This window comes from Corynebacterium canis, from assembly GCF_030408595.1.
Taxonomy (GTDB): domain Bacteria; phylum Actinomycetota; class Actinomycetes; order Mycobacteriales; family Mycobacteriaceae; genus Corynebacterium; species Corynebacterium canis.
Genome location: NZ_CP047080.1, coordinates 950,963 through 967,153, shown reverse-complemented (window position 1 = coordinate 967,153; position 16,191 = coordinate 950,963). Strand labels below are relative to the sequence as shown.

Here is a 16,191-nt window from a genome sequence, read left to right as displayed (position 1 = left end):
TTACTCCCCTACCGTTTGGGCCAAACGGACAAAATCCGCAATATCAAGTTTTTCACCACGCAACCCGGGATCGATACCGGCCGCTCGCAGGGCCTCCTCCGCAGCCGCCCCCGAACCGAACACACCGGCGAGCGCGGCGCGGAGGGTTTTGCGGCGCTGGGCGAACGCGGCGTCGATAAGCGGAAACACTGTGGCGCGCAAAGCGGAAGGGTACGGATCGGTGCGGTCAATAGCCACCAAACCGGACTCAATCTTCGGCGCCGGCCAAAACACGTTCTTGCCGATCGCCCCGGCACGCTTCACCGGGCCATAAAACGACGCCTTCACGCTCGGCACGCCATACGTCTTGGAACCCGGGGCCGCTGCGAGACGGTCCGCAACCTCCGCCTGGACCATCACAAGCACCCGGCGAATCGTCGGGAATTCCGCAAGCATGTGCAATAACACGGGCACCGAAACATTGTACGGAAGATTAGCCACCAACGCCGTCGGCTGCACCGGCAAATCCTGGCGGCGCACCTCAAGGGCATCACGCACCACCACATGCAAATTCTGCGCCAACGCCGGGGCCCGCCACGCAACGGTCGCGGGAAGCTCGGCGGCAAGGCGGGGATCAATCTCCACTGCCGTCACATCGGCCACGCTATCCAGCAGCGCCAACGTCAACGACCCCAGGCCCGGGCCCACCTCCACCACGTGATCTTCCGCACGCACCTCGGCGGCCGCGACGATACGGCGCACCGTGTTCGGATCGTGGACAAAATTCTGCCCGAGCTTTTTGGTGGGCGTCACGCCCAACCGCTCCGCCAACTGGCGGATCTCCACCGGGCCCAACAGCGCCGCCCGCGAGTGTTCATTCTGCATAGTAGCTTTGAATGTACCGCAGGGGCGGCCAACCGGAGGGAATCAGGCTAACGCAAGCCCAGCTTCGCGGTACACGCCGGCCACGCGCCCCAACCCTGCATCTGCTGCAGCTTCGAAGCCACGGCGATCTGCTCCTCGCGGGAAGCCTGGTAGGCCATCGGCGCATACTGCCCGCCGCCCGCGGCCAACCACGAGCTGGGAGTAAATTGCAAACCGCCGGAGAAACCATTGCCGCTATTGATGTGCCAATTGCCGCCCGCCTCACACTGTGCGAGGGCATCCCACACGGAATCACCCGCCACGCTCGGGGCAGCCGGCTTCGGCTTGGTACCGCGCTTAATCGTCGCTGGGGTGGCCGGTGCGAGCTCCTTCTCCTCCACCACATGGTCACCAACCCGCTGGCCATTGACAAAGCGCAGGTTACGGGTGATTTGCTTTTCGCCCACCGTGGCGGCGGTAACAACCTGTTCCTCGCCCTGGAAGGTATTGGCATCGTCGATATAGGTGGCGGGGGCCTCGAACGGCACGTTTTCGGTGACTTGTTCGAAGTGGACGCGGTCGACCCGGATATCCATTCCTACGGTGACCGGGGTGTCTACCGCCGGGGTTACCACATCGTCCTTGCCCAAATCCACGCCGCGGCGCTTGAGCACATCGCCGACGGTATTCGCGGCGATATTGGTGTAGGTGCGGGCCCCATCGCCGTCGGTGACGGTAATGATCTTAGGCTTGGTCACGCCTAGTTTCAGGCCCTCGGAAGGGATCTTCTTCTTCCGGTCAAAGGAAAGCAGGTCCGCGTCCGTGACGTCGCCGATTTCCTTGACCAGCTCGTCCACCGTGAGGGCGGTGGAATTGATGGTCTGGGTTTTGCCTTCGATGGTGAGTGCAATGGGCTTCGCGGTACGCACCACGATCTGCTCGCCGTCGCGCAGCTTTTGATCAGGCTTCGGCTGGATAAGGTCGTCGGAGCTGTACTCCACGCCCGCCTTACTCAGGGCCTCGCCAACCGTCTCCGACATGGTGGCAAGTGAAATGTTCTCACCATTGACATCGACGTTGACGTCCTTCTTTTCGATGACGGCCAACCCGCCACTCACCAGAAGGGTAGCGAGCATACCGCCGGTGGCGACGCGGAGCGGTACCGAGTGTGCCGAATTAATGCGGTGCAAAGCCGACTGTTGAGAGGTTTTCACGAATTTACCTTAGGTCTAGGTGTGTCGATCAAGAAGTCCGATGAAAGTCACAGTACGATAACTTTGCATTGTTGTCGAGGTAAATAGCAAACGATGTATCACAATAGTCACAGGAGTTTACTCCAGATATCAGGAGCCCCGAATTTCCGTGACCGCGGCCACACCCTAAAGAGTGTATCGGAACAACTACAGGGCGCGTTACCCTACGGCAGAACGCGCACCTTGCCTGAGCCTCACCCAGCACCTCAGCTGAGAATACCATAAACCTCGTCGAAAGTTTTATTAAGCTCGGCCGCGAACTCGGCTGGCTCCTGCCCGCGCACCTCCGCAAGACAGTAGGCTGTATACCCCACGATCGCCGGCTCGTTGCGGCCGCCACGGAACGGCTCCGGCGTCATATACGGCGCATCCGTTTCAATCAGCAGCTGCCGCGCGGGCGCGATCCGGGCCGCCTCCCGCAGCTCCTCATTCCGCCGAAACGTCACATTGCCTGCGAAGGACAGCACATAGCCGCGCGCCAGCGCCTCCTCGGCCATTTCCAGCGGCGAAGAGAAGCAATGCAGGATCGTCGCCCTGGGCGTGGGAGCGTCCGCCAGCACACGCATCAGCTCCGCGTCCGCTTCTCGATTATGGATCATCAGCGCCTTGCCGCTCGCCACCGCCAAATCTATGTGCCAACGCAGCGCCTCCTCTTGTATCTCCAAGGGCGCACATGTGTCCGATTTTCCGATCCAGTACGTGTCCAGGCCGGTCTCCCCTACCGCCACGCATCGCGGGTCCGCCGCCATGTTCGTGAGCCGCGCCCGCGCGGCTTCATCCAGTTCTAATGCCCGCGTCGGATGGACCGCACAGGCCGCGAACACACGTTCGTTACTCTGCGCGGCGGCAAGGGCCAGTTCCGCCTCCGCCAGGCCATCCCCCACCGTACAAAGCTTCTCGACGCCCGCCCCTACCGCCCGTCCCACAATCTCGGCAACCTCCCCCGGCGTGCGCGCCCCACACGACGCAAGATGCGTATGCGCATCAACAATCCCAGGTAGCGGCGGCGCAGGAACAGGAACCGGACGAGACTTCTTCTTAGCCATGCCCCAAAATCCTACCCTTCGCCCAGCTCCTGTCGCCCAGCTCCCCACTACTGATGCACCCGCCTTGGCTATTAAGCGCCTCGCTTGGCCACTGCGAGCGCCGCTTGGCCACCGAGCACCTCGCCGAAGATAGGTCGTGCACTTCAGATGAAGTTTTTTACACACGAAACGCCAATCCTGTGTAGTTTTCATCATCCGGGGCCGGCTGGGGCCTTCGGCGTGATACTTTTTACACAGATTCGTACCTTGCCATTGAAGATGTGAACTTTCGGAAGCTTCCCCGTGATGGTCATGGGGATGAGGAAGGAAGGTTCAAGATGTCTGTACAGATCCCTCCGGTAGATCCGGACCGGACGTTTACTGCGGAGCAGCGCCGGGAGATCGTGTTGGCCCATGCGGAGACCAAGCATGGTCTGAAGGGAGAGTTCCTCCGGGCGGCCGGGGTGACGCCGCGGCAGTTGTATTTGTGGCGGCGGCAGCTTGCGGCGGGCACGCTCGACATCGGGTTAACACCGCGAGAAAATATTCCTATGAGTGATGAAAATATCGTGGAGTTTTCTCGGCTGACACAGCGCAATCAGGAGTTGGAGGCGCTTAACGCCGAGCTGGGGGCGGAGCGTGCGAAGCTGGAGACCGAGCGCGCGAAGTGGGAGACTGCGCGCGCGAAGTGGGAAACACGTCACGCCAAATTGGAGGCGCGGATCGCTGAATTGGAAAAGGTGGTTGCGGATAAGGATGCTGCCACCACTGCGCATGCCAAGGCGGTGGAGGCGATGGGAAAAGCTATCGCCGCCATGCAAAAATATACCGATCGTTGATGCGTGGTGGCCGGAAACTTTCCCCAGAGCAGCAAGCCGATTTCGATGAGTTCGTTAAGCTTGAAGACCATATTTTAGAGTTGCTTGCGGCGGCTGGCTATACCCAAAACGCGGCATTGAAGCTGCTTGGGCTTGCGAAAACAACCCTGTATTACCGGCGGCATCCGCGGCCGAAGAAACCACCACAACACCCAAAGGCCGCGCCGCCGAAAACGATTAGCGCCCCGGAGCGTCAACGTATCGCCGCATTGCTTCGCGACGGTCGTGAGCAGGGATTATCGGTCTATAAAATCTTTTTCAGCCATGTCGATTCCGAGGAGCCCTTGCTCGGCTCATTGCGGACGTTTTACCGCGTGAACAATGAAATCAAAACGGTGCCAGCACCGCTGCGCCACGGCGCGCCACGGGCGCCGCAACCACCACGAATAGTGACCGCGACACGGCCCGGCGAAGTCCTGTGCTGGGATATCACCTGGCTCCCCGGATCCTTTATGACCAAGGGATTTCACCTCTACACCGTGCTGGACTTGCACTCCCGTAAAATCGTCGGCCACACCGTACAACTGCGCCAAGACAAACACATCGCCACCGACCTCATCGCCCAAGTCATCGCCGCCGAGCAGCTCAACCACGCCAAGGTCCGAGTCCTGCACACCGACCGTGCTGTCATGACCACCCAATGCGCCAAATGCTCGACGCCAACGGCGTAGAACTCACTCATCCGCCCCGGAGTATCCAACGACAACCCTTTCGAAGAATCCTCCCACCGCACACTCAAACACCACCGCTACGCCTTAACCAGCTACCCCAATATCAAGGCCGCCGCCAACACCATGGCCTCCATCATCGACGCCTACAACAACCACGACCCACACAGCGGCCTCGCCGGATTCACCCCACAACAGGTCTACACCGGCGAATGGAAACCACTACTCAAACACCGCAAAGCAAAGGAAGAAATCTACTACAACACCTACCCCCAACGACGCCCACCACGATCCATGTTCCAACCACCACCAGCCACCGTCGGCATCAAAATCGGAACACCACCACCAACCCCACAAAACCAAGTACAATAAAACCAAGAACAATCAAAGAAGTTCACAACTCAATGGCACGCGGCGATTTCGGGATTTTGATGTAATAAATATCGGTAGACAACGTTCAACTCGATAGGCGGTGAGCAACCAAATGAAGGGCTGTGGCAGTTTGGGGGCATTGGGCCATACACATGCCTCTTCCAAGGCCTTAGAGCGCATTATTCGGTCGCACACCATATAAACTCCGCGCCCGCCCACCAAACAGGCAGGAACCGAAACTAGTCGAGCTGAATAACGCCGGTGCGCAGATCGCTCATATCAATCAGGGTGTGCTTGCCGCCGATGCGCCCCCAGCCGGTGCGAGTTCCGCCGACTCCGCCGAAGGGCATATTGATATCCCAAAATCCATTGGAATCATTGACCACTACTTGTCCCGTGCGCATGTGCTCCACAAATCGGTAAGCGCGGGTGATGTCCTTGGTAAAGACGGCGCCCTGTAAACCCAACGCATCCTGGTTGGCTAGGCGCAAGAGATCATCGTCATCGTTGCCAACGATCACGGGCACGACCGGTCCGAACGTTTCTTCGGTACTGAGCAGGCTGTCTTCCGCAACATTGGTTATTACAGTGAATTCGTAATAGAGATCGGTCGGGAATGCGGTACTGCGGCCGCCACCAACCACGATTTCGAATCCACGTTCGCGCGCCTGGGCGATATGGGCATCAACCTTTCCGGCGGTGCGTTGATTATTCATCGGCCCAAGGGTGGTCGCCGGATCGAATGGATCACCTAATACCGCCTCGCGCGCGGCGATCCGCAGCGCTAGCACAAACTCGTCATGTACCGCTCGGTGCACAAGAACCCGACCGGTCGCACAGCACACTTGGCCCGCATTGTAGTAGGCGCCCCGCACAGCGGCGCGGGCCGCGGCGTCGAGATCCGCGTCGTTGAGGACAACGACAGGCCCGTTGCCCGAAGCCTCAATAAGCGCGCGCTTTAGACCAGCTGTGCTAACGATGGTTTCGGCGGTCGCGGAGGATCCGATAAAGCCGATCGCGTCTATACCCGGATGCCGCACCAGCTGCGAACCGAACTCACCTTCGCCTGGCAGGATGTTCACCAAGCCGCGCGGCAGACCGGCCTCCTCCAACACTTCCACGGTGGCGAGCAAAGTCAGCGCGGTATGCGTCGGAGGCTTCACCACCAGCGCATTCCCGGTGGCAAGCCCGGGGGCGGCGAATTCCGAAAACATCAACACTGGGAAATTCCACGGAATGATGATCGCCCACGTTCCCACCGCCTGGTAGAAGGTCCACATCCGTTTCTTCGGATCGTTCGCGGGGAGGGTTTCGCCGTGCAACCGCACCGCATCCTCCGCATGCAAATGGAACAGCTTTGCGGTTTCATCGATGTCGGCGTAGGCCTCCGCGAGCGGCTTGCCTTGCTCCAAGGTAAGCAGATGGGAAAGCTGATCGCGACGCTGGCTGATGAGCTCGCCGACGCGATGCAGGATTTCGGCGCGTTGCCATACCCCCACTTCACGCCATGCACGTTGCGCCTTGCGCGCGGCCGCCACTGCACGGTCCAGATCTGCCGATGTTGGCACCGCGACTTGCCCTATTACTTTGCCCGTAACGGGACTCACAACTTCGGCGGTTTTCGCATCTGCGGCGTCGATATATTCACCGTCGATATAAAGCTGAGTGCGCGGCGGGATAATTTCTCGCGACAATTGTGTATTCACTGTCGCTCTCCTTTCCGGAAAACCCAGACGCTCAACGCTCGCCTGAGGATACAGTGCATGACGTGCTGAAACCAGGTTCTCCTTTTCGCCCACCCTATACAATACATTTACGCCAGCGCCAGCTTTTCAGCGAAATATTTAATATATATTTTGCCTAACAACAAGCTTGCATAACCATGTGATGTAAAAGATCACAATGTTATAGATTTCTCATCACATAACACGGCATTGACGGTACTTCGCCCGCTTTGCCATGATGAAACCAATACCGCAACAAGGAGATTATATTCATGCCAAATCCCGTCTATAGCCATGAATTACGTCACGATCGCGCGACCCTCGAGCGTTCCCTTCGCGCCGCCTCCCCCACCCCGTTTTGGCTGGATAACCCGGACCGTCCGGCCGCTCGCCCGGCGTTGCACGGAGAGATCGACGCCGATTTGCTTATCATCGGCGGCGGGTTTTGCGGCCTGTGGACCGCACTGATTGCCAAGGAGCGCCACCCCGAATGGATGATCGTATTGTTGGAGCAGCAGCGCATCGCGTGGGCAGCGAGCGGCCGCAACGGCGGGTTTTGCGAGTCCAGCCTCACTCACGGCGAGGAGAACGGCCGGCTGCATTTCCCCACGGAGCTGGACACAATCCATCGCCTAGCGGACGAAAACTTTATCGAACTCGAGCGCACCATCGAGCGCTACAGCATCGACGCCGAGTGGCACAATTCGGGCATCATGGTGGTGGCTACCGAGCCGCACCAGGTGGACGGGCTGATGCCGGATCCCGACGCCGAGCCGCTGGACATGTCCGCGCCCCACGGCCATGGCGCTTCCGCGGTGTACCGCGCAGGGGTGTTCAAACGTAAAGGCTATTCCTATGTACATCCGGCCAAGCTAGCTTGGGGTTTAGCCGCCGCAGCCGAAAAGTTAGGCGTACACATCTTCGAACACAGCCCCGTCACGGAGCTTATCGACGCCCCGACCACAGCCACCGCGCACACCCCAGAGGGGCAGGTACGCGCCGAGCGGGTCGCACTGGCCACCAATGTCTTTCCGTCCCCGCTCAAACGGCTGCGTTTAGCCACCGTCCCGATCTATGATTACGCCCTGGTAACCGAACCTTTAAGCGAGGATCAATTCGAGGCTATCGGGTGGACCGAGAACAATGGGATCACGGATTCCGGCCGCGAGTTTCACTATTATCGCAAGACCAGCGACCATCGGATTCTCTTTGGCGGTTGGGATGCGGTGTACCACCGAGGCCGGAAGGTCAAGCCCTCCCAGGATCAGCGCGAAGAGACTTTCCTGCTGCTTGCCGACCATTTCTTTACCACCTTCCCGCAGCTGCGCGACATCGAATTCACGCACGCATGGGGCGGCGCGATCGATATGTCCACCCAGCTCATGGCCTTTCACGGGGCGACCAGAAAGGGCAATATCGCATATAGTGCCGGATACACCGGGCTCGGCGTGGCGGCCACCCGTTTCGGGGCGCAGGTCATGCTGGACCTGCTGGAAGGTCGAGACACCGAGCGCACTCGATTGCGGATGTCGCGCAGGCTACCCATACCGATCCCGCCCGAGCCGATCGCCTATCCGCTGATCCGCATCGTGCGCAAAGCGGTGGCGAAATCCGACCGCACCGGCAAGGACGGCCCGCTGCTAAAACTCATGGCCTTGTTCAAAGTGGGCTTCGATTCTTAATTCGATTCACGGGGCAAGGTGTAGCACCACCGGCCAGTTCGTGCCCCGACCCGGCTTCGCGTGATCCCAATGATTGGTGTTAATCCATTGCCCGTCTTGGAGGTGCTGCGCCTGGGATTCGGTGAAGGCGGCGGGCCACGCGACGTCGTAAAGCGAACCGTTGCTGTGATCGCCTATCTTCCATTCGCTCGTACCTTCGGCACGCAATTCGAGGTCGTAGTTTTCGCCGGCGGCAAGGTGCACGTGTTGCGGCAACTCCACGTCGTACCAGGTATAGGAGCCGATCTTGTTTTTCGGCGTATCGTGGGTTTCAAAATCCGCCTCGGGCTGCTCGATTTTGCCCTCTACCAGCACTTCTTCGTCGTGCTTTAGGCTCCACGCGAGCGTTCCGGGCCGGTGCGCGGCCGTCGCCACGGACAACCCGGACACCGTTTTATCGCTGGTCGGGGTGAAACGTTCCCGCACCGGCGTGTCCGCGGTCACGGTGTACATGCGCTCTGGAACCACGCTGCCGGACTCCATATCGAACACACCTTGGACGCGCCCACCAGCGAACGTGAGTTCCATGATCGGGGAGAACAGATTGTCGCCGGAGCCTTCCGCCGAGACGTCCTTCCAGGTGTAATCCAGCCCGGTTTTCCGGTAGCCGATCACGCTGCCCCAGTCCGTGGTGTCCAGCCACCGCGCGGGGCGACCGTTTTCTCGGTTCGTAATCGAGTGATCGACGCTGCTGAAATTCTCCGCCGGATTCGCGTCCACGTTCTCCACCAGGATGTGGTACAGCTCCCCCGCCACCAGCTGCTGCTCTCTGCTCTCAAACTGCAGCTTGGGCACGAGCGGGCCGGCGCCGGTCTTGACGCCATCGTTCAAGTGCGGCTCGTAATAGGTCACCGCCAGCGGTTCCGCCAACATGTTCGGAAAGTGGCCAGTCGAACCGTCGTCCGGAAGCACGCTGATTTTCAGCTTGCCGCCGGTGCCCTTGGCGTAGCCGCGCCCGTCCGGCCAATACAAGCGGACCGCCTCCAATACCCCATCCTCGAGCGCGCGGAAACGATTGGACACAACCCGTGTGGTGCCGTCAACAACCCCGGCAACGGTATTGCTCAATGCGGTGTGAGTAAACACACCCGGCCCGTAAAGGCGTGCGAATTCCGCCGAATCAATGGAGTACCCCTGTGCGCTTTCCGGAACAACGCCGCCACCGGTGGCCTGCGCCGCCGCAAATGTGGGTGATGCAAACACCATGACGGCTCCGGCGCACACTGCCACCATCCCCCGAATACCAGTTTGACACGTTTTCCGCTTCCCTACCTGTATAGACATAAAACGCAGGTTAACAGCACATATCCGCGCGGCTTGGGGCGCGACGCTCCGCAACGCATGGAATGTATCAAAAACTCTACAATCACCCTCACCCCGCGCCTAGAGTGTGCAAAACCCACCCCCGAACCCCCACACCGATTTCACTTTTCCCGCCCGCGCCTCTGATAATTACGACCATTAAGTGTTAGGCTTACCTTGCCTTTCCCGTTCGCTCCTAGTTGGAAGGATCAGCATGAAACTGACACCGCGCGATTTCATTAACGTCGGGGTTTTCGCAGCATTGTATTTCGTGGTCATTTTCGCCACCGGAATGATTGGCCTTGTTGGACCAGCTTTTATGTTCGTCGGTTGGTTCGCCGGAATCATGCTTGGCGGCATCGTGATCACGCTGTACATTTTGCGCACTCCGAAGTTCGGCGCACTCACGCTACTCAACGTGATCGTCGCAATTTTGTTCGTGCTCACCGGCCACTATGTAGGAACGGTTGTGGTCGGCATCGTGATCGGCCTGATCGCGGATTTCATCATCACCCGGGATCTGCAAAAACTGTCTTCCCGCATTCCGCTCGCGTATGCGATTAATTCGCTGATCATGATCGGCCCCCTGCTGCCTATTTTCATCAACGCCGACGCGTACTACCAGGACGTCCTCAAGGGCATGGGTGAGGAATACACCACCGCCATGCGTGAATTGCTGCAACCGTGGGTGATTGGCGTGTGGGCCGTGGCGGTCATTATCATCGGCTACCTCGGCGGCCTGCTGGGTGTGCGCGCCTGCCGTAAGCACTTCACCCGCGCGGGACTCGCATGACCGCGGATCCGCGCACCACGCTGCTTTTGGTCGTGGCCATCAATGCTTTGACACTCACGTACGGTCCGCTGTCCGTGGTCATTGGGGCCGCGGCCTTAACGGCGTTTCTGTTGGCCATCAGCGGGCATGTCAAGGCTGCGGCGATTGTGGCGGTGGTGTTTGGCACTCTTACGGCTACGTTTTTGATGTTCCAGAATGCGCCGGGTTGGAGCGGTTCGCTCGGGTTTTTGAGCTATTGGTTCAGCCGTTTTGCGGTAAGCATTGGTATCGGCGCCTACGCCATCTTTACCATCCGAACAGGTGTGCTTATTGCGGCTTTGCGTGGGATGCACACCCCGCAGTGGTTGACCATTCCGACGGTTGTGATGTTGCGCATGTTGCCGATCATCAAGCAAGAGGCCATGGCGATCCGCGAGGCGATGCTCTTGCGGGGCCTGCAGCCCGGCGTCATGGGCACCCTGTTGCACCCGATTAAGCACGGCGAGCTTGTGGTGATTCCGCTGATCTCTACGGTGGTGCGCGCGGGCGATGAGCTCGCGGCGGCGGCGTTGATCCGCGGCCTCGGCGGCCCCGCCAAACCGACCAGCGTGACCCCGCTGAGGTTCAACTTTGTGGACGCGCTGATCGTGGTGTCCCTTATCGTGCTTTCGCTCATGTATTTCAAGGTGATTCCATGATCCGCATCGACGACGTTACGTTTCATTATTCCGCGGGCATTCTGCTCGGCGCCACGGAAAGCGGTATCGAACACGCCTCGCTCACCTGCGCGCCTGGCACGGTAACGCTGCTCGCCGGCCCTTCCGGCTCCGGCAAAAGCACGCTGATCAAGCTCATGAACGGCCTGGCACCGCACTTCCACGAGGGCGAGCTCACCGGGCTTATCGACGTCGCGGGCTACAGCCCCAGCGAACGCCCACTGCACGAGTCGATCGAGCATTCCGCAACGGTATTCCAGAATCCGCGTACCCAGTTTTTCACCGATCAGGTAAGTACCGAACTGGCATTCGGGCTGGAAAACCTTGGTGCGCCGCCCGAACAAATTAGCAAACGCATGGCCAAGGTCGCCGCCGAAACGGCCATCGGACCGTGGGTGCATCGCATGGTGCGCACGCTCTCCGGCGGCCAATTGCAGCGCGTCGCCTATGCCACCGCGCTCATGCCGGACACGGATGTCGTGCTATTTGATGAGCCCACCTCGAACCTATCCGAGGACGGCATCAGCATGCTGCGGGACAATGTCGCGCAATTGAAGGCCGCGGGCCGCACGATCGTGATCGCGGAGCATCGCCTGCATGTGTTTCGGGAGCTGGCGGACCAAGTGATTTACGTGCGCGACGGCAAGATCGTTACCACCTACACGGCCGCGGATTTTTTCCAATTGGATGATGAAACTCGCCGCCACCTAGGGCTGCGCCAACTCACCGCCCCCACCCCGGTCGAGCTGCCACCACCCACAGCACCTGGCCTGGAGATAGAAAACTTACGCTATAGCGTCAACGGCACCCGCATCTTAAATATTGAGCGCATGTTGTTCCCCGCCGGTAAGGTGACCGCATTGGTCGGCCCGAACGGCGTCGGCAAGACAACCTTGGCGCGGGTGCTGTGCGGCCTCGCGCAACCCGAGCGCGGCGCAACCATATCCTTGCAGGGCACGGCGCTATCCGCGCGGCAACGCATTGCCAGCAGCTACATCGTGATGCAGGACGTCGGCCGCCAATTATTCGCGGAATCCGTGGAATCGGAGGTGACCCTGGGGGTGCGCGAAAAGGTCGATACAGCCGCCATCCTCGCAGCCTTTGACCTGGATACATTGCAGGACCGGCACCCGCATTCGCTGTCCGGAGGGCAACGGCAACGCCTCGTGATGGCCAGCGCCATGGCGCAGCGCAAACAGGTGTATATCTTCGACGAACCCACCTCCGGGGTCGGCATAGAACACCTGGAAGCTATCGCACAACAATTCAAACAACTTGCCAATTCCGGCGCGGTGGTCATTGTGATCACCCACGACCCAGAGCTGGTCGCCGCCTGCGCTGACCATCGGCAGGAACTATTGCCACAGGAGGCAAATTCCGATGACTGATCAGGGAGTTGATCAAACAATAGACAAGCAAAAGGCGGGCAGCCTCGCGCTAAAGCGACTCCTGAAGCCAGTAAGAAACCAGCTTTTCATCGGGCGGGTTATCGCCGCCCTTTCCGGGGCGCTCGCGATCGCCCCATACGTCGCCTTGGTGCAGCTCGGGCAGCTGCTTTTGGACGCCCGCGCCGCAGGCACCCCACCGGACGCCGCGCGCGTGGACACCCTGACCTGGTGGCTGATCGTGACTTTCCTCAGCCAACTTGGCTTGTACTTTATCGCGCTGATTGTCACACATTTTGCCGATTTCAATCTGGTCCGCCATATGCGCAAACAGATTATCGGTCGCATCGCCCGCGCCCCGCTTTCGTGGTTTAGCGAGACCACCTCGGGCCGCGTGCGCAAGGCGATTCAGGACGATACCCGCACGCTACACCAGCTGGTCGCCCACGCCCCGGTGGAGATCACGGTGGTTGTCGTGGTGCCGCTTACGTTGCTCGGCTACTCGTTCTATATCGACTGGCGCCTCGGCCTGCTCGCCATTTCCATGCTGCTGGTTTACCTGGCCATTCAGCTGTGGACTATGCGCGGCATGGGCGAAAAAACCGCACAGATGGACGATTACCTCGGCGCTGTGTCCGCCACCACCGTGGAATTCGCGGACGGCATCGAGGTGGTCAAGGCGTTCGGAACTGTTGGCGAAGCCCACCAGCGGTACCGCAATGCCACACAAAGTTTCCATAAATTCTATAGCGACTGGGTCACGCCGGTGCTCAAGGCCTCGGCGTTTTCGGAGGCGATGGTCTCCGTTCCGCTGCTGCTCCTAGTAAACTTTGCGGGCGGCGCGGCGGTGATTCATGCAGGTTACGCCTCCCCTGTCGACGTCGTTACTACAACGTTAATCGCGCTGGTGCTGCCGTCGACGATTCAGACGATTGGGCACACCATGTGGTCCTATCAGCTCGCCGGGAATGCCGCCTTGCGCATCGTGGAGTTTATCGACGGCCCGGAGCTCACCGACCCCACAGAACAGGTCGACCTCACAGACACCACCGTCGCCTATAAGGATGTAACCTTCGCCTACGACGATCACACCGTATTACACAACGTAAATTTGGAATTGCGCCCGGGCACGGTGACCGCGCTGGTCGGCCCCTCCGGCTCCGGCAAATCCACGCTGGCCACGATGCTAGCCCGGTTCCAGGACCCATTGGAAGGCAGCATCACCATCGGCGGGGCGGATATCCGCACGCTGCCATCGCGCCAGCTGTATTCATTGGTGTCCTTTGTATTGCAGAACCCGCAATTGCCGGAGATGAGCATTCGGGACAATATCGCGCTGGCGGTGCCGGATGCCACGGACGAACAGGTCCGGGAGGCGGCGCGAAATGCGCAGATCCTCGATGAGATCGAGGCGTTGCCCAAAGGCTGGGATACCGTCGTCGGCGACGATGCGGACCTGTCTGGCGGCCAGAAGCAGCGCATCGCCATCGCGCGCGCCCTGCTGGCCAATACGCCGATCTTGATTTTGGACGAGGCGACGGCCGCCACCGACCCCGATTGCGAGGCGGAGATTCAGGCCGCCTTGTCCCGCCTGATTGTGGGCCGCACCGTGTTGGTGATCGGCCACAAGCCGGAGACGATTCTGGGGTCGGACCAGGTGATCCTGCTGCGGGAAGGCCGCATCATGGATTCCCTGCAAGGCGCTGAGGTCACCGCCCCAGCCATCCATCAATTCATGGAGGTGCTCCCATGATTCGGGAAATACTCAAGGATCCGTTTCTCACGCGGCAACCGCGCCGCTATATGACGGAGACCGGCCGCGCGCAGCAAATGCGGGCGGCGATTCACGCCTCGTTCTCCGGCGCCCTGGACGGCTTGGCCATGCTGGCGCTGATCCCGCTCGCCGCCACCCTGGTCACCGGGGAACCGCAGCTTGGGCTGGGCCTTTCCGGATGGCTGATCGTGCTGGCCATCATGTCCGTCCTCGGCGGCGTGCTCCGCTACCGTTCCAGCCGACACGGTTACCTATCCACGCTGAATTTCATGGTGCATAGCCACGAACGTATCGGCGACGCGCTGTCTACCTTGCCGCTGGGTTGGTTCCGCAACGAGCGTTCCGGCGAATTATCTCGCCTGGTCACGCAGGGTTTTATGTCCACCGCGCAGGCGCTGGCACATATGAACAACCTGATGTTCGGCAATGCCGCCACATTGCTCGTGTTGATCATTGGCTCGTGGGCGTGGGACCCGCGCCTCGGGCTCACGCTCACGGTCACCGGCCCGATCGCGGCGGCGGTGATGATCTTTGCGCAGGCGCTGAAGCGTCGCTTTGCTAATGCGGTGGTGCCCACCGAGCACGATCTGGCGCACCGCATCGTGGAGTTCGCTACCTGCCAACCGGCGATCCGCGCGGCTGGGCGCTCCAAGGATTTCGAACCGTTGGAGAAATCCTTGCAAACCAACGATAAGGCTGTGCTCAAGGAACTGTGGCAATCGCTGATCCCCATCATTATGAACGGCATCGTGGTGCAATTCTTCGTGGTGGCCATTGTGACCGTGACCTCGTACGCCGCCACCAACGGCACGTTCGACGCGGTGCAAACGATTGTCTTTATCGGCCTTACCCTGCGGTTTACCCACAATTTGCGGGAACTCGGTGAACTCATGGTGGGCATCGATATGGCGCGCCCGCCGCTGGAGGAAATGACCGAAATCCTGGATACCCCGACCCTTTCGGAGCCCACTACCCCGGCCACCGGCGATGGCAGCGGCCGCGTGGAATTCCACGACGTCGCCTTTGGATACACCCCCGAACACCCCGTGGTGCGCAACCTGTCTTTTACTGCGGAACCAAATCAGGTGACGGCGATCGTCGGCCCATCCGGGTCCGGCAAGACCACCATCGCGCGCCTGCTCAGCCGCTTTTGGGATGTCGATGGCGGCACCATCAAGCTCGACGGCGTGGATATCCGCTTCCTTGGCACGAAGCAGCTGATGGCCCGCCTATCCATGGTCTTCCAAGACGTATACCTGTTCGATGACACCCTGGAGGCGAATATCCGCATCGGCCGCCCAGACGCCTCCGCGACCGAAGTGCGCCAGGCGGCTCAGCTGGCCGGCGTCACCTCGATCACGGAGCATTTGCCCGATGGTTGGGACACTACCGTTGGCGAAGGTGGGCGTTCCCTTTCCGGCGGCGAGCGGCAACGCGTCTCCGTGGCCCGCGCCCTGTTAAAGCAGGCTCCGGTGGTGATTTTCGACGAAGCGACTTCCGCACTCGATGCGGAAAACGAACGCAATATCCTAGCCGCGATGGAACGCCTGCGGGACCAATCAACATTCCTGGTCATCGCACACAAGCTCGACACGGTGCGGAATGCGGACAAGATCATCGTGCTAGACGAGCACGGACAGATCGCCGAACAGGGCACCCACGAAGAATTGTTCGAAGCGAACGGTCCGTACCGGAGCTTCTGGGACCGCCGAGTGGCTGCCACTGGCTGGTCGCTCAAGCAGGCAAAGTAAGCTAACG

General features: G+C 60.2%; 14 protein-coding genes. 9 read left to right on the top strand and 5 right to left on the bottom strand.

The window, feature by feature from the left end:
• From rsmA to CCANI_RS04250, 3 genes are all read right to left on the bottom strand, one after another.
• On the bottom strand, nucleotides 1–864 hold the full coding sequence (gene rsmA, locus CCANI_RS04260) for a 16S rRNA (adenine(1518)-N(6)/adenine(1519)-N(6))-dimethyltransferase RsmA (RefSeq protein WP_146324882.1): 864 nt from the start codon (nucleotides 862–864) through the stop codon (nucleotides 1–3).
• Between the two features lie 47 nt (nucleotides 865–911).
• Nucleotides 912–2,057, bottom strand: coding sequence for a resuscitation-promoting factor (locus CCANI_RS04255; protein WP_146324881.1), 1,146 nt, complete (start codon nucleotides 2,055–2,057; stop codon nucleotides 912–914).
• Nucleotides 2,058–2,302: 245 nt separating this feature from the next.
• Nucleotides 2,303–3,142 (bottom strand): TatD family hydrolase, encoded by an 840-nt coding sequence (locus CCANI_RS04250; RefSeq protein WP_146324879.1) that lies wholly within the window; start codon nucleotides 3,140–3,142, stop codon nucleotides 2,303–2,305.
• Nucleotides 3,143–3,459: 317 nt separating this feature from the next.
• Between CCANI_RS04250 and CCANI_RS04245 the strand changes: the two genes are divergently transcribed.
• Genes CCANI_RS04245 through CCANI_RS04235 form a run of 3 tightly spaced genes read left to right on the top strand, consistent with a single transcriptional unit; the run spans nucleotide 3,460 to nucleotide 5,039 of the window.
• The gene (locus CCANI_RS04245; protein ID WP_146325764.1) at nucleotides 3,460–3,960 is read left to right on the top strand and encodes a transposase; all 501 of its coding nucleotides are present in this window, start codon (nucleotides 3,460–3,462) and stop codon (nucleotides 3,958–3,960) included.
• Nucleotides 3,960–4,670 carry a DDE-type integrase/transposase/recombinase gene (locus CCANI_RS04240; protein ID WP_290211540.1) on the top strand — a complete coding sequence of 237 codons (711 nt, stop codon included), beginning with the start codon at nucleotides 3,960–3,962 and terminating at the stop codon, nucleotides 4,668–4,670. The genes CCANI_RS04245 and CCANI_RS04240 overlap by 1 nt, the downstream gene beginning before the upstream one ends.
• Nucleotides 4,671–4,679: 9 nt before the next feature.
• On the top strand, nucleotides 4,680–5,039 hold the full coding sequence (locus CCANI_RS04235; RefSeq protein ID WP_290211550.1) for an integrase core domain-containing protein: 360 nt from the start codon (nucleotides 4,680–4,682) through the stop codon (nucleotides 5,037–5,039).
• 239 nt (nucleotides 5,040–5,278) lie between these two features.
• On the opposite strand, the gene CCANI_RS04230 is transcribed toward CCANI_RS04235, so the two are convergent.
• Nucleotides 5,279–6,745, bottom strand: coding sequence for an aldehyde dehydrogenase family protein (locus CCANI_RS04230; protein ID WP_222432962.1), 1,467 nt, complete (start codon nucleotides 6,743–6,745; stop codon nucleotides 5,279–5,281).
• A gap of 290 nt (nucleotides 6,746–7,035) precedes the next feature.
• Here CCANI_RS04230 and CCANI_RS04225 point away from each other — a divergent pair, with 290 nt between their 5' ends.
• Nucleotides 7,036–8,445, top strand: a complete 1,410-nt coding sequence (locus tag CCANI_RS04225) for an NAD(P)/FAD-dependent oxidoreductase (RefSeq protein ID WP_146325236.1) — start codon at nucleotides 7,036–7,038, stop codon at nucleotides 8,443–8,445.
• Nucleotides 8,446–8,451: 6 nt separating this feature from the next.
• Here the strand turns inward: CCANI_RS04225 and CCANI_RS04220 are convergent, their stop codons facing one another.
• Nucleotides 8,452–9,690, bottom strand: a complete 1,239-nt coding sequence (locus CCANI_RS04220) for a hypothetical protein (protein ID WP_146325234.1) — start codon at nucleotides 9,688–9,690, stop codon at nucleotides 8,452–8,454.
• Nucleotides 9,691–10,000: 310 nt separating this feature from the next.
• On the opposite strand from CCANI_RS04220, the gene CCANI_RS04215 reads away from it, so the two are divergent.
• The 5 genes from CCANI_RS04215 to CCANI_RS04195 are packed head-to-tail and all read left to right on the top strand — an operon-like array spanning nucleotide 10,001 to nucleotide 16,184.
• A complete protein-coding gene (locus tag CCANI_RS04215) occupies nucleotides 10,001–10,579 on the top strand; it encodes an MptD family putative ECF transporter S component (RefSeq protein WP_146325232.1) in 579 nt (192 codons plus the stop codon).
• Nucleotides 10,576–11,256 carry an energy-coupling factor transporter transmembrane component T gene (locus CCANI_RS04210; RefSeq protein WP_146325230.1) on the top strand — a complete coding sequence of 227 codons (681 nt, stop codon included), beginning with the start codon at nucleotides 10,576–10,578 and terminating at the stop codon, nucleotides 11,254–11,256. Before CCANI_RS04215 ends, CCANI_RS04210 begins: the two co-directional genes overlap by 4 nt.
• The gene (locus CCANI_RS04205) at nucleotides 11,253–12,662 is read left to right on the top strand and encodes an ABC transporter ATP-binding protein (protein WP_146325228.1); all 1,410 of its coding nucleotides are present in this window, start codon (nucleotides 11,253–11,255) and stop codon (nucleotides 12,660–12,662) included. Before CCANI_RS04210 ends, CCANI_RS04205 begins: the two co-directional genes overlap by 4 nt.
• Nucleotides 12,655–14,412 (top strand): ABC transporter ATP-binding protein, encoded by a 1,758-nt coding sequence (locus CCANI_RS04200; protein WP_146325226.1) that lies wholly within the window; start codon nucleotides 12,655–12,657, stop codon nucleotides 14,410–14,412. The genes CCANI_RS04205 and CCANI_RS04200 overlap by 8 nt, the downstream gene beginning before the upstream one ends.
• The gene (locus tag CCANI_RS04195) at nucleotides 14,409–16,184 is read left to right on the top strand and encodes an ABC transporter ATP-binding protein (RefSeq protein WP_246118281.1); all 1,776 of its coding nucleotides are present in this window, start codon (nucleotides 14,409–14,411) and stop codon (nucleotides 16,182–16,184) included. The genes CCANI_RS04200 and CCANI_RS04195 overlap by 4 nt, the downstream gene beginning before the upstream one ends.
• Nucleotides 16,185–16,191 lie beyond the last annotated feature (7 nt).

What these genes read in the sequence shown, in the direction of transcription:
- rsmA (WP_146324882.1), bottom strand. Translation starts at nt 864, where the DNA reads ATGCAGAATGAACACTCGCGGGCGGCGCTGTTGGGCCCGGTGGAGATC.
- CCANI_RS04220 (WP_146325234.1), bottom strand. Translation starts at nt 9,690, where the DNA reads ATGGTGTTTGCATCACCCACATTTGCGGCGGCGCAGGCCACCGGTGGC.
- CCANI_RS04240 (WP_290211540.1), top strand. Translation starts at nt 3,960, where the DNA reads ATGCGTGGTGGCCGGAAACTTTCCCCAGAGCAGCAAGCCGATTTCGAT.
- CCANI_RS04215 (WP_146325232.1), top strand. Translation starts at nt 10,001, where the DNA reads ATGAAACTGACACCGCGCGATTTCATTAACGTCGGGGTTTTCGCAGCA.
- CCANI_RS04225 (WP_146325236.1), top strand. Translation starts at nt 7,036, where the DNA reads ATGCCAAATCCCGTCTATAGCCATGAATTACGTCACGATCGCGCGACC.
- CCANI_RS04210 (WP_146325230.1), top strand. Translation starts at nt 10,576, where the DNA reads ATGACCGCGGATCCGCGCACCACGCTGCTTTTGGTCGTGGCCATCAAT.
- CCANI_RS04245 (WP_146325764.1), top strand. Translation starts at nt 3,460, where the DNA reads ATGTCTGTACAGATCCCTCCGGTAGATCCGGACCGGACGTTTACTGCG.
- CCANI_RS04195 (WP_246118281.1), top strand. Translation starts at nt 14,409, where the DNA reads ATGATTCGGGAAATACTCAAGGATCCGTTTCTCACGCGGCAACCGCGC.
- CCANI_RS04200 (WP_146325226.1), top strand. Translation starts at nt 12,655, where the DNA reads ATGACTGATCAGGGAGTTGATCAAACAATAGACAAGCAAAAGGCGGGC.
- CCANI_RS04250 (WP_146324879.1), bottom strand. Translation starts at nt 3,142, where the DNA reads ATGGCTAAGAAGAAGTCTCGTCCGGTTCCTGTTCCTGCGCCGCCGCTA.
- CCANI_RS04205 (WP_146325228.1), top strand. Translation starts at nt 11,253, where the DNA reads ATGATCCGCATCGACGACGTTACGTTTCATTATTCCGCGGGCATTCTG.